20 protein-coding genes are annotated in these 21,017 nt (G+C 62.2%); 8 read left to right on the top strand and 12 right to left on the bottom strand.

Annotation, left to right across the window (positions count from 1 at the left end; all coding sequences use genetic code 11):
- Positions 1 to 281 precede the first annotated feature (281 nt).
- Positions 282 to 2,282, top strand: a complete 2,001-nt coding sequence (locus NKJ35_RS14800; protein ID WP_352647938.1) for a protein-L-isoaspartate(D-aspartate) O-methyltransferase — start codon at positions 282 to 284, stop codon at positions 2,280 to 2,282.
- Positions 2,283 to 2,331: 49 nt separating this feature from the next.
- Positions 2,332 to 2,577, top strand: coding sequence for a hypothetical protein (locus tag NKJ35_RS14795; RefSeq protein ID WP_352647936.1), 246 nt, complete (start codon positions 2,332 to 2,334; stop codon positions 2,575 to 2,577).
- A 117-nt stretch (positions 2,578 to 2,694) separates the two neighbouring features.
- Here the strand turns inward: NKJ35_RS14795 and NKJ35_RS14790 are convergent, their stop codons facing one another.
- From NKJ35_RS14790 to NKJ35_RS14775, 4 genes are read right to left on the bottom strand one after another with little or no spacing between them, the layout of a single operon-like run.
- Positions 2,695 to 2,949: a hypothetical protein gene (locus NKJ35_RS14790; protein WP_352647934.1), complete on the bottom strand. Its 255-nt coding sequence runs from the start codon at positions 2,947 to 2,949 to the stop codon at positions 2,695 to 2,697.
- Between the two features lie 42 nt (positions 2,950 to 2,991).
- Positions 2,992 to 4,530 (bottom strand): SpoVR family protein, encoded by a 1,539-nt coding sequence (locus NKJ35_RS14785; protein ID WP_352647933.1) that lies wholly within the window; start codon positions 4,528 to 4,530, stop codon positions 2,992 to 2,994.
- Positions 4,530 to 5,852: a YeaH/YhbH family protein gene (locus NKJ35_RS14780; protein WP_352647931.1), complete on the bottom strand. Its 1,323-nt coding sequence runs from the start codon at positions 5,850 to 5,852 to the stop codon at positions 4,530 to 4,532. Before NKJ35_RS14780 ends, NKJ35_RS14785 begins: the two co-directional genes overlap by 1 nt.
- A 19-nt stretch (positions 5,853 to 5,871) precedes the next feature.
- A complete protein-coding gene (locus tag NKJ35_RS14775; protein ID WP_254815786.1) occupies positions 5,872 to 7,821 on the bottom strand; it encodes a PrkA family serine protein kinase in 1,950 nt (649 codons plus the stop codon).
- Between the two features lie 270 nt (positions 7,822 to 8,091).
- On the opposite strand from NKJ35_RS14775, the gene NKJ35_RS14770 reads away from it, so the two are divergent.
- A complete protein-coding gene (locus NKJ35_RS14770) occupies positions 8,092 to 8,253 on the top strand; it encodes a hypothetical protein (RefSeq protein WP_254815787.1) in 162 nt (53 codons plus the stop codon).
- Between the two features lie 16 nt (positions 8,254 to 8,269).
- Here the strand turns inward: NKJ35_RS14770 and ocd are convergent, their stop codons facing one another.
- Both ocd and rocF read right to left on the bottom strand, forming a co-directional pair.
- Positions 8,270 to 9,337, bottom strand: coding sequence for an ornithine cyclodeaminase (ocd, locus tag NKJ35_RS14765; protein WP_352647929.1), 1,068 nt, complete (start codon positions 9,335 to 9,337; stop codon positions 8,270 to 8,272).
- 3 nt (positions 9,338 to 9,340) lie between these two features.
- On the bottom strand, positions 9,341 to 10,261 hold the full coding sequence (gene rocF, locus NKJ35_RS14760) for an arginase (RefSeq protein ID WP_352647927.1): 921 nt from the start codon (positions 10,259 to 10,261) through the stop codon (positions 9,341 to 9,343).
- 128 nt (positions 10,262 to 10,389) lie between these two features.
- Here rocF and NKJ35_RS14755 point away from each other — a divergent pair, with 128 nt between their 5' ends.
- Positions 10,390 to 10,827, top strand: a complete 438-nt coding sequence (locus NKJ35_RS14755; protein ID WP_352476949.1) for an Lrp/AsnC family transcriptional regulator — start codon at positions 10,390 to 10,392, stop codon at positions 10,825 to 10,827.
- A 207-nt stretch (positions 10,828 to 11,034) separates the two neighbouring features.
- Positions 11,035 to 11,358, top strand: coding sequence for a hypothetical protein (locus tag NKJ35_RS14750; protein ID WP_352476950.1), 324 nt, complete (start codon positions 11,035 to 11,037; stop codon positions 11,356 to 11,358).
- A gap of 41 nt (positions 11,359 to 11,399) precedes the next feature.
- Here the strand turns inward: NKJ35_RS14750 and NKJ35_RS14745 are convergent, their stop codons facing one another.
- The 6 genes from NKJ35_RS14745 to cyoA form a co-directional block, all read right to left on the bottom strand.
- Positions 11,400 to 11,621 carry a hypothetical protein gene (locus NKJ35_RS14745; protein ID WP_254815792.1) on the bottom strand — a complete coding sequence of 74 codons (222 nt, stop codon included), beginning with the start codon at positions 11,619 to 11,621 and terminating at the stop codon, positions 11,400 to 11,402.
- Between the two features lie 160 nt (positions 11,622 to 11,781).
- Positions 11,782 to 12,969 carry a DUF3182 family protein gene (locus NKJ35_RS14740; RefSeq protein WP_352647925.1) on the bottom strand — a complete coding sequence of 396 codons (1,188 nt, stop codon included), beginning with the start codon at positions 12,967 to 12,969 and terminating at the stop codon, positions 11,782 to 11,784.
- Between the two features lie 281 nt (positions 12,970 to 13,250).
- Positions 13,251 to 13,679, bottom strand: coding sequence for a cytochrome o ubiquinol oxidase subunit IV (gene cyoD / locus NKJ35_RS14735; RefSeq protein WP_352476953.1), 429 nt, complete (start codon positions 13,677 to 13,679; stop codon positions 13,251 to 13,253).
- Positions 13,676 to 14,314 (bottom strand): cytochrome o ubiquinol oxidase subunit III, encoded by a 639-nt coding sequence (cyoC, locus tag NKJ35_RS14730; protein ID WP_352647923.1) that lies wholly within the window; start codon positions 14,312 to 14,314, stop codon positions 13,676 to 13,678. The genes cyoD and cyoC overlap by 4 nt, the downstream gene beginning before the upstream one ends.
- The gene (gene cyoB, locus NKJ35_RS14725; protein WP_352647920.1) at positions 14,311 to 16,317 is read right to left on the bottom strand and encodes a cytochrome o ubiquinol oxidase subunit I; all 2,007 of its coding nucleotides are present in this window, start codon (positions 16,315 to 16,317) and stop codon (positions 14,311 to 14,313) included. The genes cyoC and cyoB overlap by 4 nt, the downstream gene beginning before the upstream one ends.
- A gap of 2 nt (positions 16,318 to 16,319) precedes the next feature.
- Positions 16,320 to 17,243 (bottom strand): ubiquinol oxidase subunit II, encoded by a 924-nt coding sequence (cyoA, locus tag NKJ35_RS14720; RefSeq protein ID WP_352647918.1) that lies wholly within the window; start codon positions 17,241 to 17,243, stop codon positions 16,320 to 16,322.
- A gap of 635 nt (positions 17,244 to 17,878) precedes the next feature.
- On the opposite strand from cyoA, the gene NKJ35_RS14715 reads away from it, so the two are divergent.
- Genes NKJ35_RS14715 through NKJ35_RS14705 form a run of 3 tightly spaced genes read left to right on the top strand, consistent with a single transcriptional unit; the run spans position 17,879 to position 20,927 of the window.
- On the top strand, positions 17,879 to 19,021 hold the full coding sequence (locus NKJ35_RS14715) for an ABC transporter substrate-binding protein (protein ID WP_352647916.1): 1,143 nt from the start codon (positions 17,879 to 17,881) through the stop codon (positions 19,019 to 19,021).
- Positions 19,021 to 19,872, top strand: a complete 852-nt coding sequence (locus NKJ35_RS14710) for an IclR family transcriptional regulator (RefSeq protein WP_352647913.1) — start codon at positions 19,021 to 19,023, stop codon at positions 19,870 to 19,872. The genes NKJ35_RS14715 and NKJ35_RS14710 overlap by 1 nt, the downstream gene beginning before the upstream one ends.
- A 23-nt stretch (positions 19,873 to 19,895) precedes the next feature.
- Positions 19,896 to 20,927, top strand: a complete 1,032-nt coding sequence (locus NKJ35_RS14705) for a sugar ABC transporter substrate-binding protein (RefSeq protein ID WP_352647911.1) — start codon at positions 19,896 to 19,898, stop codon at positions 20,925 to 20,927.
- Positions 20,928 to 21,017 lie beyond the last annotated feature (90 nt).

Genomic DNA, 21,017 nt, shown 5'->3' with positions numbered 1-21,017 from the left:
GTCCGTCGTTATCTGGAGTGGCGTCGCCTCGGAGAAAGGATTTGCCTCGAAATAAGTTTGGGCGGGCGCGGCCAGCTCCCGCTTGCCGATCCTGCAACCCGCCTCGCGCGACAAAAAGCGGGTCGGTCTTTTGGGGAACCTCGGGGCTTGCCAACGGTTAGGAAGCTGCACCGCATTGCATGAATCCAAGGGGACTGCCGAGGCCCCCGGGACATCGACTGGCCAAAGTGCCGTTGAGCAGCTTGGGCGATTGTGGCGGAGGCCCGTAGGAGGAGCAAAAAATGCTCGATCTCTCCCATGCCCGCAACCAAATGGTCGACATTCACCTAAGCCGCCGTGGCATTCGCGACCGCAATGTCCTTCAGGCGATGCGCGAGGTCCCGCGCGAGGCTTTCGTCGAGCCCGGTTTTGAAGAATTTGCCTATGAAGACGGGCCGCTGCCGATCGCCGAAGGTCAGACGATATCGCAGCCCTATATCGTTGCGTTGATGATCGAAATGGCCGGGGTCGGAGCCGGTGACCATGTTCTCGAGGTCGGCACCGGCTCGGGCTATGCGGCTGCCGTAATGAGCCGGATCGTCGAACGTGTCTACACCATCGAGCGCCACGCCGCGTTGGCTGAATCGGCAAGGCAGCGGTTTAAAAAGCTTGGCTACGACAATATCGAAGTCCGCACCGGCGACGGCACCAAGGGTTGGCCAGAAGCTGCACCCTTCGATGCGATCCTGGTTGCAGCCGCTGGACCCGGCGCACCGCTCGCTCTGCAAGAACAGCTCGACGTCGCCGGCCGGCTTATCATCCCGGTCGGCGATGAATTCGACGCGCAGCGCCTACTCAAGGTCACCCGGACCGGCGCAGCAACTTACACCGAGGAGGATTTCGGCGGCGTGCGGTTTGTTCCGCTGATCGGCGAGCAAGGCTGGGGCGAGCCAGGCAGCGACAGCCAGATAGCGGCCGATCTTCCGCACCGGCATCAGCGCAGGAGCAGCCTGCCGCAGATGATAGCGGCCGCCGCCGAACCGCTTCCGGATGTCGACGATCCGGCCTTCGGTGCGCTGTTCGACCGGTTTGCCGACCGCCGCGTCGTCTTGCTCGGCGAAGCCAGCCACGGCACGTCGGAGTTCTATCGTGCGCGCGCCGCGATCACTCGCAGGCTGATCGAGAAGCATGGCTTCACCATCGTCGCGGTCGAGGCCGACTGGCCCGATGCCGCGGCGATCGACCGTTACGTCCGCCACCGGCCACCACGGCCGGGCGCCGATCCGCCGTTCCAGCGCTTTCCCACCTGGATGTGGCGCAACACCGACGTCGCGGCGTTCGTCGACTGGATGCGAGAGCATAATGAGCGGATCAGGATATCCTCCCGGCGGGCCGGGTTCTATGGCCTCGACATTTACAATATGGGCGGGTCGATCGCGGCGGTCCTGCAATATCTCGACCGGGTCGATCCGCAGGCGGCAAGGATCGCACGCGAACGCTACGGCTGCCTGACTCCGTGGCAGAACGACCCGGCCACTTATGGCCGTGTCGCACTCACCTCCGGCTACCAGAAATGCGAGAAGGCCGTGCTCGAGCAATGCCGGGAACTGCTTGCCAGAGAGCTCGACTATGCGCAGCAGGACGGGTTCGATTTCCTCGACGCCACCCAGAACGCCCGCCTGGTCGCCTCCGCCGAGCGCTATTACCGCACCATGTATTATGGCGGCGCGCAATCCTGGAACCTGCGCGACACCCACATGTTCGAAACGCTGGAGCATCTGCTGCAGGCCCGCGGCCCGAACGCCAAGGCGGTGGTGTGGGCGCATAATTCCCATATTGGCGATGCCCGCTATACCGAGATGGGGATCGTCAGGGACGAATTGAACATCGGCCAGCTCTGTCGCCAGCGTCTTGGCGACGAGGTTGCCTTGATTGGGCTCAGTACGCATTCCGGGACGGTTGCCGCTGCCACCGACTGGGACGGCGACATGGAAGTGAAACCGGTTCGGCCTTCCCACAACGACAGCTATGAGCGGCTTTGCCACGACAGCGGCGTCTCGCCTTTCCTGCTCGATTTCGAGCGCGACGACACGCTGCGCCAACGGCTTCTGGAGCGCCGGCTGGAACGCTTTATCGGCGTCATCTATCGGCCCGAGACCGAGCTGCACAGCCACTATGCGGACGCCTCGCTCGCCCGCCAGTTCGATGCTTTCGTCTGGTTCGATGAGACCAATGCCGTGACGCCGCTTGGGCCGGAGCATGCGGGGACAGGCCTCCCCGAGACTTATCCTTTCGGGCTGTAGCGAATCTGGACCTTGGGGAAGCGGAAAATCGAAAGGAAGGAGGTCACCAATGGCCGGAAAGAAGACTCATGAGCAGCAATTGCGCATCATCGAAGAGCGCGAGAACACGAAAAACGCCGGCAAGGATTTCGACGCGGAAGCGGATTTGAAAAAGACCAGGCAAGAGCGCGAGGCGTTCCGGCGCGGTGCCGAGCTCAGATCGGACCCGAAGGATATTGCCGATCCCGACGATCGCAACATCATCCGCGGCGAGCACCAGGAAAGCGCCCACAAAAAGCATCGCGCCGACCGCTGAACGGCCGGATCGCTTGACGTTAAGACAATACGGCGCCGGGTCCGTTCCCTGATTTGACGGATGCAGCGTTCTTGGCCGCAAAATTGGCGGACGAGGGCGCCGTCTTGATCCCTGGGGCTATTCGGCAAAAAATGTCGCGGCGACAGCAATTGGGACGAGGCTCAGCATTGCCAGGCCCGCCCTGGCGACATGCGAAGCCTCCCAGACGTTGCGCAAATCTCTCCAGTCGCCGGTCTGCTTTCGAGAGAACATTGAAAAAAACGTCGCGGCGGATTTCGGCAGGACAGTGTCTTGCACCCAGAAATTATTGACGGGGTGTGTGACCAACCAATAGGTCGCGTGCTCCGCCAGCAACGAGACAAGCGCCGCCAAGGTCCACCAGAATCGGGCGCTTGGATAGGGCAGGCTGTTCGGTCATTCCCCGATCTGGCTGGTCGAGCGTTCGTGGAGCCTGGCGCCGGTCTGCGCGTCGACCGCGACCATGCTGACCTCGTAGCCCCAGAGCTTGCGGATGTGGCGCAGCGTGGCGTCGCGGCTGCCGCCTTCCAGCACGATGCCGTCCTTGACCTTGTGCTGCAGGCGCAGATGCCGGTCGCCGAGCAGGTCCACATCCACCACCTGGATGTCCGGCCGGCTGGCGCCGATGTCGTAGCTGTGGGCGAGTGCGCTGCGGATACTCTCGTAGCCGCGCTCATTGTGTATCGAGGCGACTTCGTAATGGGGGTCGTTGGCAGCGTCGGCAAGCACAAAGAACCGCCATTTCCGTATCAGGGTAGGGCTCAGATATTGGCGGATGAAGGACTCGTCGCGATGGTTGGCCCAGGCGTCCAGCAAGGTCTGGCGCCAGTCGCCGTTGCCGGCGATATCGGGGAACCAGTCGCGGTCCTCGGCCGTCGGCGCGGTCGAGATGCGCTGGATGTCCTGCATCATGTCGAGACCCAGCGCGTAAGGGTTGATACCGGAAAAGCGCGGATCGTCGAACCCCGGCTGGAAGATCACGTTCGAATGGTTGCGCAGGATCTCCAGCATGGCACCTTCGCCGATCAGCCCGCGGTCGAACAAAAGGTTCATCAGCGTGTAATGCACGAAGGTGGCGCAGCCCTCGTTCATCACCTGCGTTTGGCGCTGTGGATAGAAATACTGCGCGATAACGCGGACGATCCGGATAACCTCACGCTGCCACGGTTCCAGGATCAGGCTGTTCTTCTCCAGGAAATAAAGCAGGTTCTCCTCGGGCAGCTTGAGCGATTTCTTGCGCTCCGCCATGGTGTCCGTCTCGCGGACCTTGGTGCCGTCCTTGGACGGCGGCAGCGTGCGCCACAGATCGTTGTAGGAGCGCTCCTCGTATTCCAGGCGCTCGCGAAGGCCCTCGCGCTGCTTTTCCGACGACAGCTTCGGCGGCCGGTGATATCTGAACACGCCCTGTTCCATCAGCGCGTGTGCGGCATCGAGGATCTCTTCCACCGGATCGACGCCATGCCGCTCCTCGCAGCGGGCAATGTAGCCCTTGGCAAAGTCCAGATAGCTGAGGATGGCGCCGGCGTCCGTCCACTGCCGGAAAAGATAATTGTTCTTGAAGAAATGGTTATGGCCGAGTGCTGCGTGCGCCGTCACCAGGGCCTGGAGGGCCATGGTGTTTTCCTCCATCAGATAGACGATGCAGGGATTCGAATTGATGACGAGTTCATAGGCGAGCCCTCGCCCGCCTTTGCGATAGAGCAGTTCCTGGTAGAGGTAGTGCTTGCCGAAGGACCAGTGCCGGTACATCAGCGGCATGCCGACCGAGGAATAAGCGTCGAGCATCTGTTCGGACGAGATGATCTCCATCTGTACCGGATAGGTGTCGAGGTGGAGCTCTTCGGTGGCGATCGCCTCGATGGTCTCGTAGGCGCGCGACAGCGTCCTGAAATCCCAGTCGGAACCGGAAAACAGCAGCCCGGATCTGCTCGCCATCAGCCCCCTCTTTCACCGCTCTTTTGATAGCCCGGCTGTCTGGCGAAGAGCTGGCGGAAAACCGGGTAGATGTCGGCCGCGGTGGCGATGCGGCTCATCTGGAAATTCGACCACCTCAGCTTGACCGCACTGTAGGCACGCCACAGCGACGTGCCGTTGTCGGTAGCGCCGAAGATATGGCTCTCGCGCTCGTCGAGGATCTCGACATAGGCGAAATACTGGCACAGCCGCATGATCTGTTCGTCGAGCAGGGCGATGCAGCGCTCGGAATCGGTGACGAAATTGTCACCGTCCGAGGCCTGGGCGACATAGATGTTCCATTCGCGGCTGGGATAGCGTTGCTCGACGATGCGGTGCATCTCCTCGAGCGCGGTGGAAACCACCGTACCGCCGCTCTGGGTGTTGTAGAAGAAGGTTTCCTCGTCGACCTCCTGCGCCTCGTGGGTGTGGCGGATGAAGACCACCTCGGTCCGGTCGTAGCGCCGCTTCAGGAACAGGTGCAGCAGCACGAAGAAGCGCTTGGCCAGATCCTTCTCGCGTTCGCCCATCGAACCGGACACGTCCATGAGGCAGAACATCACCGCGTTGGCGTTCGGCACCGGCTGTGCGTCGAAGCGGTTGAAGCGGATATCGACCGGGTCGACATAGGCGATCCGCTTGCGGCGACGCTCCAGTCGATCGAACTCTTCCTGCAGCGCCACGACGCGCTGGCGCGTCTCGACGTTTTGCGGCTTCGCCTCCAGCGACGCGATCTCCTGCGCGATCGCATCGAGGTCCTCCTGCTTGGGACGCCTGAGCGCTATGCGGCGGCCATGGCTGTTGCGCATCGTGCGCCCGACATTGATGTTGGTCGGCGAGCCGGTCGCGGCGAAGCCGGCCCGGCGCGGCTTGAAGGCGAGGATTTCCTTGAGGTTGAGCTTGACCATGTCAGGCAGTTCGAGGTCTTCGAAAAAGAGGTCGAGCACCTCTTCGCGCGACAGCACGAAACGGAAATCGTCCTCCGATTCGGTTCTCCCCGGTGCGGACCCCATGCCGCCGCCCTGGCCGGGCTTGGGCAGCCGGTCGCCTGGGGAGAAATGCTTGTTGCCGGGCAGGACGTGCTGGCGGCTGCCGCTGTTCCTGGCATCGTTGAAGCTCGGCTCGCCGGTGCCTCGCGCCGGCATCGAAACGGCATGCTCGGCGTCCACGTCGGCGATCTTGCCGGTGCGGATCTGATCGCGGATGGTGCGCTTCAACTCTTCGCGCGCCCGCCGCAGGAAACGCTGCCGATTGCCGAGGCTTTTGTCCTTCGGGTTCAGTCGGCGATCGATGAAGATCGGCATATGTTACCCCGGGCTGGCTTCAACCCGCCTTGTTCACCCGCATGTACCAGTCCACCAGCCGGCGGACCTGGCGTTCGGTGTAACCGCGCTGGATCATCCGCTGCACGAATTCGGTATGCCGCTTCTCTGTCACGCTGTCCTGCTTGGAGCCGAAGCTGATCACTGGCAGCAGATCCTCGACCTGCCCGAACATCCGCTTCTCGATGACTTCGCGCAGCTTTTCATAGCTTGTCCATGACGGGTTGCGGCCATGGTTTCTGGCCCGCGCGCGCAGCGTGAACTTCACCACTTCATTGCGGAAGTCTTTGGGATTGGCGATGCCGGCCGGCTTTTCGACCTGCGACAGTTCATTGTCCAAAACCTCGCGATTGAGGATCTGGCCGGTATCGGTATCCTTGTAGTCCTGATCCTCGATCCAGGCATCGGCATAGGCGATGTAGCGGTCGAACAGGTTCTGGCCGTATTCGCTGTAGGATTCCAGATAGGCCTTCTGGATCTCGTGGCCGATGAACTCGGCATACCGGGTGGCCAGCTCCGACTTTATGAAATCGAGATAGTCCGCCTCTGTTTCCTTCGGGAACTGCTCGCGCTTGATCGCCTCTTCCAGGATGTACATCAGATGCACCGGATCGGCGGCCACCTCTTCGGTGTCGTAGTTGAAGGTCTGCGACAGGATCTTGAAGGCGAAGCGGGTGCTGACGCCGGTCATGCCTTCATCGACACCGGCGGCGTTTCGGTACTCCTGGACCGACTTCGCCTTGGGATCGGTTTCCTTGAGGTTCTCGCCGTCATAGACGCGCATCTTGGTGTAGAGCGGCGAATTGTCGTGTTCGGCCAGGCGGGTCGAGACGGTGAACCGGCTGAGGATGTCGAGCACTTCCGGAGCGCAGGGGCTGTTAGCCAATTCGCTTTCGCGCAACAGCTTCTCGTAGATCTGCCGCTCTTCGGTGACGCGCAGGCAATACGGCACCTTGACCACCAGGATGCGGTCGAGGAACGCCTCGTTGTTCTTGTTGTTCTTGAACTGCAGCCATTCCGATTCGTTGGAATGGGCAACGATGATGCCCTGATAGGGGAAAGCGCCGAAATTCTCGGTGCCGTTGTAGCTGCCTTCCTGGGTGGCGGTCAGCAGCGGATGCAGCACCTTGATCGGCGCCTTGAACATCTCGACGAATTCGAGCAGTCCTTGCGTCGTCCGGTTCAGTCCGCCGCTATAGGAATAGGCGTCCGGATCGGACTGGCTGAAGTTTTCCAGCTGCCTGATGTCGACCTTGCCGACCAGGGCCGAAACGTCCTGGTTGTTCTCGTCGCCCGGCTCGGTCTTGGCGATGCCGATCTGGCGAAGCCTGGACGGCATCAGCTTGACGACGCTGAATTTGGAGATGTCGCCGGACAATTCGTCGAGACGCTTGGCCGCCCAGGGCGAGATCAGGCCGGTCAGCCGCCGCCGGGCGATGCCGTATTTGTCCTCCAAAAGGTCGCCCATGCGGTCGGGATCGAACAGCCCGAGCGGCGATTCGAAGACCGGGCTGACCTGGCCGCCGACCTTCAGCGTATAGATCGGACGCTGCTCCATCAGCCTTTTCAACTGCTCCGCAAGCGAGGACTTGCCGCCGCCGACCGGGCCGAGGAGATAGAGGATCTGCTTGCGTTCCTCGAGCCCTTGCGAGGCATAGCGGAAATAACCGGCGATACGCTCGATCGTATCCTCCATGCCGTAAAAGTCGGCGAAGGTCGGATAGATCTTGATCGTCCGGTTCGAAAAAATACGGCCGAGCCGCTCGTCCTTGCTGGTATCGACAAAGGTCGGCTCGCCGATCGCCTCGACCATCCGCTCGGGCGCTGAGGCGTACATCGACTTGTCCTCGCGGCAGGCAAGCAGATATTGCTGGAGGCTTATCTCCTCCTGCGCCGCATTCTTGTAAACCTCGGAAAACAGATCGAAGACGTCGGATTGATTCTCACGCATGGTATTCCTAGCCCCGGAGCCGATGTGGCTGCATGTTTGTCTCTTGAACAACCAAATGTTGGAAAGCCCTTGTGGTTCCCTTCACTTCGCAGAGAGTGCATGTGACCGAACGATAAGAGTCTAGATAAGGGCATCCTGAGTGCAGACAAGGCGTGGAACGTCCTGCTCGCGGCACAAAATCCTGAATCGCACCACGTCCTGCGGGCGACATCCAACAAGACGGAGGAACGGTTCGGGTCCTTTCCGGTTGTGAGGGAAAGGAGACGGTCGATGTCTGGGAATAGTTTGTGGTTGCTCGTTGTTGCAGGCGGTCCACTGCTGCTGGCAGTCCTGATCGCCTACGCCCTGCTCACGCAGCGCCGTCGCGGCCCGGCGGAGCGCAGGGAAAGCGAGCGTGCGACCGAGCGCCTGTATCAGGAAAAGAAGGACTGACCGACGGGATCGCAGCTCAGCTGCCGGCAACCGCCAGCCCGGTCGCTTTTTCGGCCCGCAGCAGCATGCCGAACAGGTCGCGCGGCTCATCGGGATCGGCCAGAAGGTCTAGTTCCTCGTAAAGGCCGGTCCGCTGCAGCTGATCACGGACGTAGCGCAGCGCGGAAAAATCCTCGATCGCAAAGCCGACGGAATCAAACAATGTGATCTGTCGGGCATCCGTCCGGCCTGCTGCCTTTCCTGTCATCACCTGCCACAATTCGGTGAGCGGATGATCCGCATCGAGCTGCTGGCTCTCGCCTTCGATGCGCGTCTGCGGCGGATATTCGACGAAGATGTCCGAGCGCAGCAGAATGTCGCGATGCAGCTCGGTCTTGCCCGGGCAGTCGCCGCCCACCGCGTTGATGTGCACGCCGGATCCAACCATGTTGTCGGTCAGGATTGTTGCCGACCGCTTGTCGGCGGTGACCGTGGTGATGATCTCTGCACCTTCGACGGCTTCCTGCGCCGACGCGCAGAGCTTGATGTCGAAACCCATGCCGGCAAGGTTCTTCATGCATTTCGCCGAGGCCGCCGGGTCGATATCGTAGAGACGCAGCCTGTCGACGCCAAGCAGCGCCTTGAAGGCAATGGCCTGGAATTCCGATTGCGCGCCATTGCCGATGATCGCCATGCACCTGGCGGCCTCTGGAGCGAGGTATTTCGCCGCGACCGCCGAGCTTGCGGCGGTTCTGAGCGCCGTCAGGATGGTCATTTCCGAAAGCAGCATCGGATAGCCGTTGCCGACATCGGCAAGCACGCCGAAAGCGGTCACGGTCTGGCGGCCGTCACGCGTATTCTTCGGATGCCCGTTGACGTATTTGAACCCGTAGAGCTGCCCGTCGCTGGTCGGCATCAGCTCGATGACGCCGTCAACGCTGTGCGAGGCGATGCGCGGCGTCTTGTCGAACAGCTCCCAGCGCCTGAAATCCTCTTCGATATAGGTGGCAAGCTCGACCAGGAAGCGCTCGATGCCGATGGCAAGCACCAGCTTCATCATGCGGTCGACGCTGACGAACGGGACGATGTTCAAATTGACGGTCATGGCTCAGAACCCCCTCGTCGGACGGTCCATGATCCGCCGGCCCATCAGGCTCGCGGTCAGGTCGACCAGAAGCGTGGCGGTGCGGCCGCGTTCGTCGAGAAAAGGGTTGAGCTCGACCAGGTCGAGACTGGTGACGAGGCCGCTGTCATGCAGCATTTCCATTGCCAGATGCGCCTCGCGGAAGGTGGCGCCACCTGGAACGGTGGTGCCGACCGCCGGGGCGATCGACGGGTCGAGAAAATCGACGTCGAGGCTGACGTGCAGCATGCCGTTGGCGGCGCTCACCCGCTCGAGAAAGGCGCGAAGCAGTTGCGCAATGCCGTGCTCGTCGATCGAACGCATGTCATGGACCGTCACGCCGGCTCTGCGCAACGCTTCCCTTTCCGCCAGGTCCACGCTGCGGATCCCCAGCGCGCATATGCGAGCCGGGTCCACCTGCGCTGCAAGGCGGGGGAAATAGCCCTCGAAGCCGGGCTGCCCGCTGGCATAGGCCAGCGGCACACCATGCAAATTGCCGCTGCTGGTCGTGTCGAGCGTATGAAAATCGGGGTGCGCATCGAGCCACAGCACGAAGAGCGGCCGGCCGGCATTCGCCGCCCGGCGGGCAATGCCGGCGAGCGTACCGGCCGAAATGCTGTGGTCGCCGCCGAGAAAGATCGGCATCGCATCGGCGCTCGCGGCATAGGCCGTTTCGCTGATTGCTGCCGTCCAGGCGGCAATTTCCGGCAGCGCCTTCACCGCCGCGTTGCCGTGTACGACAGGACGCATGTCGGCCGGGACGATCGTTCCGAGGTCGGTCAGCGTATGGCCGAGCTCGGTCAGTGCGGTGGCCAGGCCGGCCGTGCGCAGCGCACTCGGCCCCATCTCGCAGCCCATGCGGCCTGAGCCGGCCTGGATCGGTGCGCCCACGATCGTGCAATGCATTCTCATACCCCGCCAATTACGATGCCTTTATTGAAGCCCGCATCGCTGGCAGAATGAACATGTCAAATTGGCAAATTTGTCGAAATGCCTTACCATAGTGGCATCATCTACTTCCGTTGTGAGCAATCATGGACCAGCTCGACGAGCAGATCATCACCTCTCTGCGGCACGACGCCCGGCGCAGCATTTCCGATCTTGCCGTCGGCCTGGGTGTCTCCCGGGCAACGGTAAGGTCCCGGATCGAGCGACTTGAGAGGGACGGCGTCATCGTCGGCTACACCGTCATTCTGCGCGCCGACGCGGTCGATCAGCGCGTGCGTGGCATCATGATGATCGAGATCGAAGGCCACGCCGCCGATCGCGTCATTCGGGCGCTGGGTGGCTTCTCCGAGGTCTCGACCATCCACACCACCAATGGCCGCTGGGATCTGGTGATAGAACTCGGAACCCAGACCCTGAGCGAGTTCGACGCGGTGCTGAGACGTATCCGCCTGATCCCCGGAATTACCGGCAGCGAAACAAGCCTGCTCCTGGCAACGCCACGCACCACCAAGGCTCGGCTGTGACTTCGAGGAACTGCGCTTGACCTGCAGCGGTAACGAAATCCGCCAAGGAACCTTCAATTGCCGCCGCGGTTAGAGCAGTTCCAGTAAAAGTGTGGAACGGTTTTCCGTTCGGAATTGCATCAGAACGAAAAGATAGAGCGGGTCAGCGTTTCCGGGAAACGACGAACCGTTCTGGGCCGGACAGGCCTCCTTCGAGGGAGAACAATCATGGCTCACGCCCAGCAGGAACTGGTCGAATTCGTTATCAGCAAAGCCTTCAACCCGGTCATGCGAGCCAAACCGGACGGAAAATCCGATGCCGAGCGCAAGACGCTCGAACACGTCCAGCAGGCCACGAAGACCGAGATTGAGCGCTATCGCCGTTACGGCTCGGCCGAGGAGGTCGCGACCAACTTCAGGCGCGACCTGAATTCCGACGCTGCCAAAAAGTTGCACGCCCAGCTGCGCCGACTGCATCTGCCGACGATCGAGGACATTCGTGACGACTTCGAGGACAAGGCCCGCAAGCTCGGGGTCAAGGCCTCGTCGTAGATCCGCGACCGGTCGCCCCGGTGATGTCCGTCAGGCCGTCATCACAATCCATCCTTGGTCGGAGGCCACCCTGACCGAGCTGTCTCGGGGATGTTGTCCGACGTCAGCTCGCCGCGATTGAGCTTTTCAATCGCTTCATCGGCTTCGCTTTCGTCGAGACCGGAAAGCGGCAAGCCATCGACCACGACGGCTTCGTCGCTCTCGCTGTCATAGACCTCCCAGAGGCCTTCCGGATCCTGTCGTTTGTCGTAAACGGTTGGCATGGCCATTTCCGTAACCACTCCTGCAGGCAACGCCGCTATTGCACGCCCGCCACCCATTTCAGGGCCTGGGCCTTTTCTGACTTGCTGCCTGCCCGAAACAAACTCGGGCCATTTGTGGATGTTCCCTGCCGGAGGCGTGCTTGACTTCAACCTGACATGGCTAGAATCGGCCGGCTTCTCCGATCGGCCCTCGGATCGCCTGGGTCACGACGGTGTAACGCGTGACTTGACCCTCCTCCGGGTCCTCCCCGTGGAAATGGATTGCCGCGTTCGGCGGCAGCCGCGCAGTGCTGCCGAACTGCTTGACGGCGGAGACATGCACGATCTGCATGTCGGGGTCGCGCGTCATGGCGTCCATCGCTGCCAGCTCGGCGCTGCTGCTGCCACCGATCCGCCAGCTGGCTTCCAGCACACCCGATCGCCAGATGCCCGAGGAATCGACACCTTGGCCGATGTCGTAGTTGCGTCGCGAAGCGAAGAATCCTGGATAACCATCCATCGCTGCGTCATAGGTCCTCGCCTGCGCCACGGCCAAACCCAGCGCCGGAGATAATCGCAGCTCATCCAGCGCCTCCCATCCGCCGCGCACCACAACCAGATCGGATCCGCCGTAAACGGGCTGTCCGTCGTTGTCGGTCGTCGTCCGCTGGGTGCCGTAATAGCTGATCGACAATTCGTCGATCATGGTTCTGCCAACGCTCAGCGTAACGATGTCGCGAAGCTGCGTTTCGAGAACAAGGCCGTATTCGCTTAGCTCAGACGATGGATATTGGTCCAACAGCCTTTCGACATCGCCGACCGTCGCGGCGGTGTGCTGGTCGCGGCCCCGCGAAGCGCGCGGTGGCTTGAACCGGACCAGCCCGAGCTCCAGCAGACGTTGCGCTGCGCGCAGCGCGTCATGGCGTGAAAATGCAGTGTAGCCGGGCAGTACGGCCGCGGCGACGGCGCTGCCGAAGCCGGCGAGCCATTCTTTTGGCCGTGCCGCCGATCCGTCCACCAGCTCGTGGGTTATGGCCTTGGTGGTTGCGAGGCGCCAGGGCACCACCCCGCCGAAGAGATCGTCGGGCCCGTTTATGCCCAGTTGAACCGCATCGGCAGCAAGCAGGCTGTCGTCCGGCACGAAATACAGCCTGCCGCTGTCACGGCCACCGTCACGCAGGCCCTCGCGGAAGGAAAATCCCTTCAACGCTGCAATCGTGCGTGCGACGGCAGCGACGGTTTCCCGTTCGTGGGCGTAGATGGTCTCGCCGCCGGGCGCGGAGAATGCGACCACAACACCTTTCGCCCAGCTTGATTGCCTACCGCTTAGCCCGGTCATGTCGCGCCCTTCGTCCATTGCCGAGCCCATTGCCGTTTCCGCGGCAATGCGTCCGAACCGAAAAACCCGTTGACGCGGCGAATGTTCCGGCCAACGGCCGGCTGCGGGTTTGACCAGGTGGCTGCCCGGAGCCTCTTGCGGTCGACGTCGAGACGCTGCGTCCCGGCGAGAAGGCCGCCGTGGACGACGTGCTGAAGGAGGCCGCCCCACACGTCCTGGGAGACGCCGAGCTCGTCGGCACATTCGAATGGGCTTGAGACCGGAGTTCGCTGTCGCATGAACTGCGGCCGATGGCCGGAATAATCGCTAAATCAGCGGTTCATGTTCATGATCGCGTTCATCGGCATCAAATTGTGGTCGAGATTGGCCATGATCCAGATCGAGCCGCCGATCACCAGAACTACAATCAGCACGCCGAAGGCAAGCGCCAGGGCGTTGTTGGTGTTGTCCGGTCCCGTCGTGATGTGCAGGAAGAAGACGAGATGCACGCCCATCTGGGCGATCGCCAGCACGACCAGCGCCACCGGAACGCCGGGTGCCCATACCAGGTCGGTTCCGGGCAACCAGAACGAGGCGATGGTCAGCAGCGTTGCCAGCCCGAGGCCGATCACATAGCCGCGTAGCCCGGATCCGACGTCGGTGTCGCCGAGGTATTCGTCACCCGGCGCCGTATCTATGTCGTAGCGCTCCAGGCCATGGGTGTCGCGCCGTTGCGCGTGGCGATCGTCCGCATTGCTCATCGACTTGCTCCCAGGAGATAGACCACGGTGAACAGCGCGACCCAGATGATGTCGAGGGCGTGCCAGAACAGGCTGAAGCACATGAAACGCCGAAGAATATCGTCGCGGAATCCCTTGGCGAAGATCTGCGCCATCATCGTGAGCAGCCACAGCAGCCCCGCCGTGACGTGAAGGCCATGGCATCCCACCAGCGTGAAGAACGCCGACAGGAAAGCGCTGCGCGTCGGTCCGGCACCACTGGCAACCATATGCACGAACTCGCGCAACTCGAGCAGGATGAAGCTGGCGCCGAGCACGAAGGTAACAGTCATCGCGACATAGAACCAGGAGCTTCGCCGCGCTGTCACGGCAAGGCCGGCGAGACCGCAGGTAAAGCTCGACAACAGCAAAGCGGCCGTCTCGATCGCGACGTTGCGCAAGTTGAACAGCTCGGCCCCGCTTGGTCCGCCCGCCGTCTTGCCCGCCAGCACGCCATAGGCCGCGAAGAAGGCGGAGAACATCACGATGTCGCTCAGAAGGAAGATCCAGAAGCCATAGCCGACGACGATCCGGATCGGGGCCGGGCCGCCGAGTGCATGGCCGTGCCCGCCATGGATACGGTAAGGGTCACGCTCTCGAACGTCTATCGCGGTCATGGCCTTGGCCCCGTGTAGGTAGCCAGTGCCTCGCGGCGCGCGCTTCGGTTGGCGCGGTCGATCCGGGCGACTTCGGCGGCAGAAATGACGTATTCGGGTTTGTCGCGCCATGCGAATACGACGAAGGTAGCGAAAGCACCGAGCGCGCCGAGTGCCACCATCCACCAGATGTGCCAGATGAGAGCGAAACCCATCACGGTCGCAAAGAAGGCGCAGATGAACCCGGTGGGACTGTTGCGCGGCATCTCGATCGGCTCGTATTCAGGCTCGTCGCGCAGGCGGTTTTGCTCGCGTGCCCGCTGCTTGATGCTCCAGTAGGGCTCTTCGCCCTCGACGTGCGGAAGCGCGGCGAAGTTGAAGACCGGCGGCGGCGAGGGCGTGGCCCATTCCAGCGAGCGCCCGTCCCAGGGATCCCCTGTGGAATCTCGAAGCGCCGCACGCTGCCGGATGCTGACGACGAGCTGTATGATCTGCGCGACCACGCCGGCGGTGGTGATGATCATGCCGGCGCCCGCAACCAGCACCCAGGGATACCAGGCCGGCACGTCGAAATGCTGCATGCGGCGGGTCATGCCGAGCAGGCCGACGGCGTAGAGCGGCACGAAGGTGGCGTAGAACCCGATCAGCGTCAGCCAGAAGGCCAGCTTGCCCCAGCCCTCGTGCAGCCGGAAACCGAATGCCTTGGGAAACCAGTAGGTATATCCCGCGAAGGCGCCGAACAGCACGCCGCCGATGATGACGTTGTGGAAATGCGCCACCAGGAACAGGCTGTTGTGGAGCAGGAAATCGGCCGGCGGCACCGCCAGCAACACGCCCGTCATGCCGCCGATGACGAACGTGACCATGAAGCCCAGCGACCACAGCATTGGGGTCGCGAAGCGGATGCGGCCGCCATACATGGTGAACATCCAGTTGTAGATCTTCACGCCGGTACCGACAGCGATGATGCTGGTGGCGATGCCGAACGCAGCGTTGACGTCGGCGCCGGCGCCCATGGTGAAGAAGTGGTGCAGCCACACCATGAACGAAACGATGCAGATGAAGAGTGTCGCGGCCACCATCGAGCGGTAGCCGAACAGCGGCTTGCTGGAGAAGGTGGAGATGACCTCCGAGAAGATGCCGAACGCCGGCAGGACGAGGATGTAGACCTCGGGATGGCCCCAGGCCCAGATCAGGTTCACGAACATCAGCATGTTGCCGCCGGCTTCGTTGGTGAAGAAATGAAAGCCGAAATAGCGGTCGAGCGTCAGCATCGCGAGCGTGGCTGTGAGGATCGGGAACGCGGCGACGATGAGCAGGCTGGCGGCGAGCGAAGTCCAGCAGAACATCGACATCCTGAGGTAACTCATGCCGGGCGCCCGCATCTTCAGGATCGTGGTGACGAAATTGATGCCGGTGAGCAGCGTTCCGACACCCGCTATCTGCACCGCCCACAGATAGTAATCGACACCGACGCCCGGCGAGTAGGCGGTCTCGCTGAGCGGCGGATAGGGCAGCCATCCGGTGCGCGCGAACTCGCCGATCACCAGCGAGATGTTGACCAGCAGCGCGCCGGTGGCGGTGAGCCAGAAACTCACCGAGTTGAGCGTTGGAAAGGCAACGTCACGGACGCCGAGCTGCAGCGGCACGACCAGGTTCATCAGGCCGATGACGAACGGCATCGCCCCGAAAAAGATCATGATGGTGCCGTGGGCAGAAAAGACCTGATTGAAGTGGTCGGGCGGCAGATAGCCGGGCGCCTGGAAGGCGAGGGCCTGCTGGGACCGCATCATGACGGCGTCGCTGAAGCCGCGCAGCAGCATCAGCAGCGCCAGCAGCGTGTACATCACGCCAATCCGCTTGTGATCGACGCTGGTGATCCATTCGCGCCACAGATAGGGAAAATGGCCGGCCAGGAAGACCCAGGCCAGCACGCCGAGGATTGTCAGGGCGACGACCGCCGAGGCGATCATCGGCAGAGGCTGATCGAACGGAATGACGTCCCAGCTCAATTTTCCGAGCATTGTCAACCTCCTGTCTTGGGCGATACGCCCGGCTCGGGGCGATCGGCCTGGGGACCGGGCGCGGGCGGAACGCCCTGCGTCGCGATTTCATGGAAAAGGTCCGGCTCGACCGAGCGATAGGTTGAAGGTGGCACGTCGATGCTCTGTCTGGCTAGTTCGTGGTAGCTGGCCTTGTCGAGTGCCTGTCCCCGGCTTCGCGCCGAATTGACGAACGCGTCGAAGGCATCCGCTGCGACGGCATGCAGCACGAATTGCATACCTGGAAAACCGTCGCCGCTGAAATGGGCCGACCGCCCATAGAATTCGCCGGGCTGATCCGCCTGCAGGTGAAGCTGCGTCGTCATGCCGTTCATCGTGTAGATCATGCCGCCGAGCTGAGGCACGAAGAACGCATTCATCACGCTTGCCGAGGTGAGCGAGAAATGCACCGGCCTGCCCGCCGGCACCACAAGCTGGTTGATGCTCGCGACATTCTGCTCGGGGTAGATGAACAGCCATTTCCAGTCGAGCGAGATGACCTGCACCTCGAGCGGCTTTTGCTGGGAATCCAGCGGCTTCATTGGATCGAGGTCATGCGACCCGATCCAGATGATGCCGCTCAGAAACAGGATGACGAGGATGGGGATCGACCAGACCACCAGTTCGATGCGCCCGGAATAGGCCCATTCCGGCAGGTACTGCGCCCTTGTGTTGGTTTCCCGGAACCACCAGGCAAAACCGAGTGTCGCCAGGATCGTCGGGATGACGATGGCCAACATGATGGCGACCGAATTGAGCAGGATCGTCCGCTGCGCGGCGCCGACTGGTCCTTGCGGGTCGAGTACGCCGCCCTGGCAGCCGGCAAGCAGCGCGGCAAGCAGCATCGTCGCGCCGACGCGGCCAACACGGATGGCCGCACAATTTCGAACGATCGCTCTCAGCAACATGAGATCTCGCAGTGTCCTGAAAACCGATTGGAACGTTGCAGGCAGCGTGGCTGCCAACCCCGAATGTGCGCGCCGGTGTGCTCCTGGCGACAGTTTCTTCACGCACGGGGCCCCGGCTCGCAGAACCACATGCGGCGGATGTCATCGTTAAGCGGTCGACCTGTCGAGAACCCCTCCAAATCCTAAAAACCAGCGGCAAATCCCAAGCAACCAGAGCCAAATCCTAAGAAAACCAGAACCAAATCCCTAAGAAACCAGAAACAGTACCCAGATCGAAGTTATCGCCAGAAACGTGGCGAATGCCAAGGCGGCAAACCGGTTCATGGCCGCGCCCATAGTTGGTCCATTTAGTCCGCTCCCTGCGACGTGGCTGCTGATTCCAGTGATGCTGCTCTGGAGGGCTGCGCCAACCGAACGAATGTTCGTCGCGAAAGTTCCCAAAAACCTAGATCCACCGCAGCCTTTGGTTGCAGCGCAGGGCGGCAACGCGATGCGAACCAGGGGCGGCTGGGCGGCTTTCTGCCAAACCGGAAACGAGTTCGGCTTTGCGTATGTAAAAACTACTTGTGTAGGTGAAAATAGTTGCTACTAATCGGCTGGGCCGGCGCATGGGCGGCTCTGGGAGGAATTTCGGCATGACAAGACTGCGCGGCCTCGCGTGGGATCACCGACGCTGCTGGGGTCCGCTCGAGGCCAGCATCGGGCCGTATTGCGCCGCCAATCCCGGTCTTGAGATCGAATGGGACCGCCGCAGCCTCTATGAGTTCGGCGAGGGCGCGCTTGGTCCGGTGCTCGGCGCCTATGATCTTGTCGTGTTCGATCATCCGTTCATCGGCGATATTGCCGAAGGCGGGCTGATGGTGCCGTTCGATTTGTCGGCTGAGCAGCGCCGCGGCTTCGAACGGGATTCGGTCGGCGCATCCTGGCAATCCTACACGAGGGACGGGCGCCAATGGGCGTTGCCGATCGATGCTGCCTGCCAGGTTGCCTCGTATCGCCCTGATCTACTGGAGCGCTACGGTTCGCTGCCGCGTAGCCATGACGAGGTGCTGGAGCTCGGCCGGCGCGCCTTGAAGGACGGCAGATGGCTTGGGCTGCCGTTGGTGCCGACTGACGCCATGTGCCTGCTTTTGACGCTCGGTGAGCCCCGCGAAGACGGCGACGAGTTCATTGCGGGGGAAAAAATCGAGCAGGCCGTCGGGCAGTTGCGCCAGCTTGCGGCGCTGTCGCACCCGAACTCGCCGAAATGGAACCCGATCCGCTGCTACGATCATATGATCGCGCATGACGACGTGGTCTACGTGCCATTCGCCTTCGGCTATGTGAACTACGCCTCCAGGGCAGACAGGCCGTATCTGCGCTTCGCCGACGTGCCGACGCCGCGATCCGCCGGCGCCTTGCTCGGCGGCGCCGGCATCGGCGTCAGCGCTCAATCGAAACACAAGCAGGCAGCCGTCGATTACGCGCTGTTTCTGTGCTCGCCCGGCTATCAGCGCGGCGACTACGTGAAATCCGGCGGACAGCCGGGATCGCTGGCGGCGTGGCAGGATGCCGAGGTCAACGCTCTCTCAGGCGGCTTCTTCGCCTCGACGCTGGCGACGATCGAAGCTTCCTATCTTCGCCCGACCCATCCGGGCTTCATCAGCTTCTTCCGCCAATGCGCCCCTCACGCCGCGGCGGCCATCACCGGCGAATTGCCGGCGGCGGAGCTCGCGGACCGGCTGAACCGGCTCTATCGCGAGACCAGGCATGGCCAGCCGCAACGGAGCGTCGCGTAATGGCCACCGATATTGCCCAGATCGTCGACGAAGGCGAAAGCGGCCGCAACGGCTACCGCGTGCCCGCTGTGGAGAAGGCGCTCGACATATTGGAATTCATGGCTGCCAGCGGCGAGCCGCTGACCCAGACCGAGATCGCCACCGGAATGGGGCGTTCCATTCACGAGATCTATCGCATCCTGCTGCTGCTGGAGAAGCGCGGCTACATTTTCCGGACGCAATCGGACCGCTTCCGCCTGTCGCTGAAGCTGTTCGAACTGGCGCATATGCATCCCCCGGTGAACCGCCTGGTCGAATGCGCGCTGCCGGTGATGCGCGGCCTCGCCGCCAATGCCGACCAGAGCTGCCATCTCGTCGTGCGCGAAGGCAAGAGCGCACTGGTCGTGCTGCAGATCGATTCGCCTTTGCCGATGCGTTATTCGGTTGCCCTTGGCTCGCATTTCCCGATCCTCGAAACGAGTTCCGGCGCGGTGCTGCTGGCGCATTCGAGCCGCGCCGAGCGCGACCGCATCGTGGAGCGGATCGTCGCTGCAGGCGAAGGCCAAGGCAGCCGGGCGGAAATCGAAGCGCGGCTGAACGAAGTCGCAAGGCTCGGCTATGAAATGCGCGCCTCGCTGGCTGTCGAGGGCTGCATCAACATCTCGACGCCGGTGCGCGACCATACCGGCGCGGTCATTGCCGCGCTCACCGTCCCGTTCCTGCCGCAAAAGGCCGCGCGCTTCGATCGCAGCACCGTCTTTGAACGGACTAAGGCGGCGGCCGAGACGATATCGGCGGCGCTGGGCGCGGGCGAAGCTGCCGTCTCTTCACGTGCCGACCCGGAACGGCGGGACTATCCGTTCAGCAACTGACAAGAAATACAGGGAGAAGAAACATGAACTGGTCCAAATCGATGCTGTTTGCCTCGGCGGCCGTGCTGGCTCTGAGCGCCGCCGCGGCACAGGCCGAAAACATGCCGAAGCGCATCGGCTACGTCACCAACTACGCCACGCATGAGTGGTATCAGAACGTCATCAAGGGCATGCAGGCCCGCGCCAAGGAACTCGGTATCGAGCTCGAGGTGCAGGACGCCAATCTGGACGTCGCCAAGGAGGTCTCCGCCGCCGAAGATTTCATGGCCAAGGGCGTCGACGTCCTGATCATCACGCCCGTCAACGAGGAAGGCGTCGTGCCGCTGCTGCGCCAGGCGAAATCCAACAACGTTCCGGTCGTGCTCGAAGGCAATCCGGTTAAGGGCATGACCACAATGGTCGCGATCTGCGACTACGACACCGGCTACACCGCCGGCGTCGAAGCCGGCAAATACGCCCAGGAAAAGCTCGAAGGCAAAGCCAAGGTGATGAATGTCGGCCTGCCGCTGCTGTCCGCCACCGTCCTGCGGTCGCAGGGTTTCATGGACGGCCTGAAGACCATCATCCCCGACGCGGTCATGGTCCACGACCTCGACGGCGGCGGCAATCCCGATCGCGCACTCGAAGTCTCTTCGGCGGCTCTTGCCAAGAACGCCGACATCAACATCATCTACGGCATCAACGATTCCTCCTCGCTCGGCGGCCTTCAGGCCTGGAAAGCGGCCGGCAAGCCGCAGGACGGCCTGCTGACTGTCGGCACCGGCGGCGAAGGCCTCGCCTTCATCAATGCGATGCAGAACGAGCCGTCCTACCGGATCGAGGCCGCGATGTTCCCGGAAAAGGAAGGCTACACCGCCATCGATGCAGCGGTTAAGCTCTTCAACGGCGAAGAGGTGCCGGAACACATCGTCAGCCCGACCGCGCCGATGAACGGTGACGACTGGAAGAAGTTCTACGACTACGATGGCACCATACGCAAAATCAAATGGGATGCCGTCAATGCGCTTCAGCCACCGGAAAAATGCATGAAAACGTCCGCCGATCTGAAGAAGTAAGGATTCCGGGTAGCCCTTCCCACACGGCGGGAAGGGCAGCGGATCGGATATGCCGACGGAAAAACAGGGCAACCGTCCTGTTTTGGCCCG

Origin of the sequence: Mesorhizobium sp. M0136 (genome assembly GCF_040322515.1) — a bacterium.
Taxonomy (GTDB): domain Bacteria; phylum Pseudomonadota; class Alphaproteobacteria; order Rhizobiales; family Rhizobiaceae; genus Mesorhizobium.
This window is presented reverse-complemented; position numbering and strand designations above follow the sequence as displayed.

What these genes read in the sequence shown, in the direction of transcription:
- NKJ35_RS14800 (WP_352647938.1), top strand. Translation starts at nt 282, where the DNA reads ATGCTCGATCTCTCCCATGCCCGCAACCAAATGGTCGACATTCACCTA.
- NKJ35_RS14795 (WP_352647936.1), top strand. Translation starts at nt 2,332, where the DNA reads ATGGCCGGAAAGAAGACTCATGAGCAGCAATTGCGCATCATCGAAGAG.
- NKJ35_RS14785 (WP_352647933.1), bottom strand. Translation starts at nt 4,530, where the DNA reads ATGGCGAGCAGATCCGGGCTGCTGTTTTCCGGTTCCGACTGGGATTTC.
- NKJ35_RS14780 (WP_352647931.1), bottom strand. Translation starts at nt 5,852, where the DNA reads ATGCCGATCTTCATCGATCGCCGACTGAACCCGAAGGACAAAAGCCTC.
- NKJ35_RS14775 (WP_254815786.1), bottom strand. Translation starts at nt 7,821, where the DNA reads ATGCGTGAGAATCAATCCGACGTCTTCGATCTGTTTTCCGAGGTTTAC.
- NKJ35_RS14770 (WP_254815787.1), top strand. Translation starts at nt 8,092, where the DNA reads ATGTCTGGGAATAGTTTGTGGTTGCTCGTTGTTGCAGGCGGTCCACTG.
- ocd (WP_352647929.1), bottom strand. Translation starts at nt 9,337, where the DNA reads ATGACCGTCAATTTGAACATCGTCCCGTTCGTCAGCGTCGACCGCATG.
- rocF (WP_352647927.1), bottom strand. Translation starts at nt 10,261, where the DNA reads ATGCATTGCACGATCGTGGGCGCACCGATCCAGGCCGGCTCAGGCCGC.
- NKJ35_RS14755 (WP_352476949.1), top strand. Translation starts at nt 10,390, where the DNA reads ATGGACCAGCTCGACGAGCAGATCATCACCTCTCTGCGGCACGACGCC.
- NKJ35_RS14750 (WP_352476950.1), top strand. Translation starts at nt 11,035, where the DNA reads ATGGCTCACGCCCAGCAGGAACTGGTCGAATTCGTTATCAGCAAAGCC.
- NKJ35_RS14745 (WP_254815792.1), bottom strand. Translation starts at nt 11,621, where the DNA reads ATGCCAACCGTTTACGACAAACGACAGGATCCGGAAGGCCTCTGGGAG.
- NKJ35_RS14740 (WP_352647925.1), bottom strand. Translation starts at nt 12,969, where the DNA reads ATGGGCTCGGCAATGGACGAAGGGCGCGACATGACCGGGCTAAGCGGT.
- cyoD (WP_352476953.1), bottom strand. Translation starts at nt 13,679, where the DNA reads ATGAGCAATGCGGACGATCGCCACGCGCAACGGCGCGACACCCATGGC.
- cyoC (WP_352647923.1), bottom strand. Translation starts at nt 14,314, where the DNA reads ATGACCGCGATAGACGTTCGAGAGCGTGACCCTTACCGTATCCATGGC.
- cyoB (WP_352647920.1), bottom strand. Translation starts at nt 16,317, where the DNA reads ATGCTCGGAAAATTGAGCTGGGACGTCATTCCGTTCGATCAGCCTCTG.
- cyoA (WP_352647918.1), bottom strand. Translation starts at nt 17,243, where the DNA reads ATGTTGCTGAGAGCGATCGTTCGAAATTGTGCGGCCATCCGTGTTGGC.
- NKJ35_RS14715 (WP_352647916.1), top strand. Translation starts at nt 17,879, where the DNA reads ATGACAAGACTGCGCGGCCTCGCGTGGGATCACCGACGCTGCTGGGGT.
- NKJ35_RS14710 (WP_352647913.1), top strand. Translation starts at nt 19,021, where the DNA reads ATGGCCACCGATATTGCCCAGATCGTCGACGAAGGCGAAAGCGGCCGC.
- NKJ35_RS14705 (WP_352647911.1), top strand. Translation starts at nt 19,896, where the DNA reads ATGAACTGGTCCAAATCGATGCTGTTTGCCTCGGCGGCCGTGCTGGCT.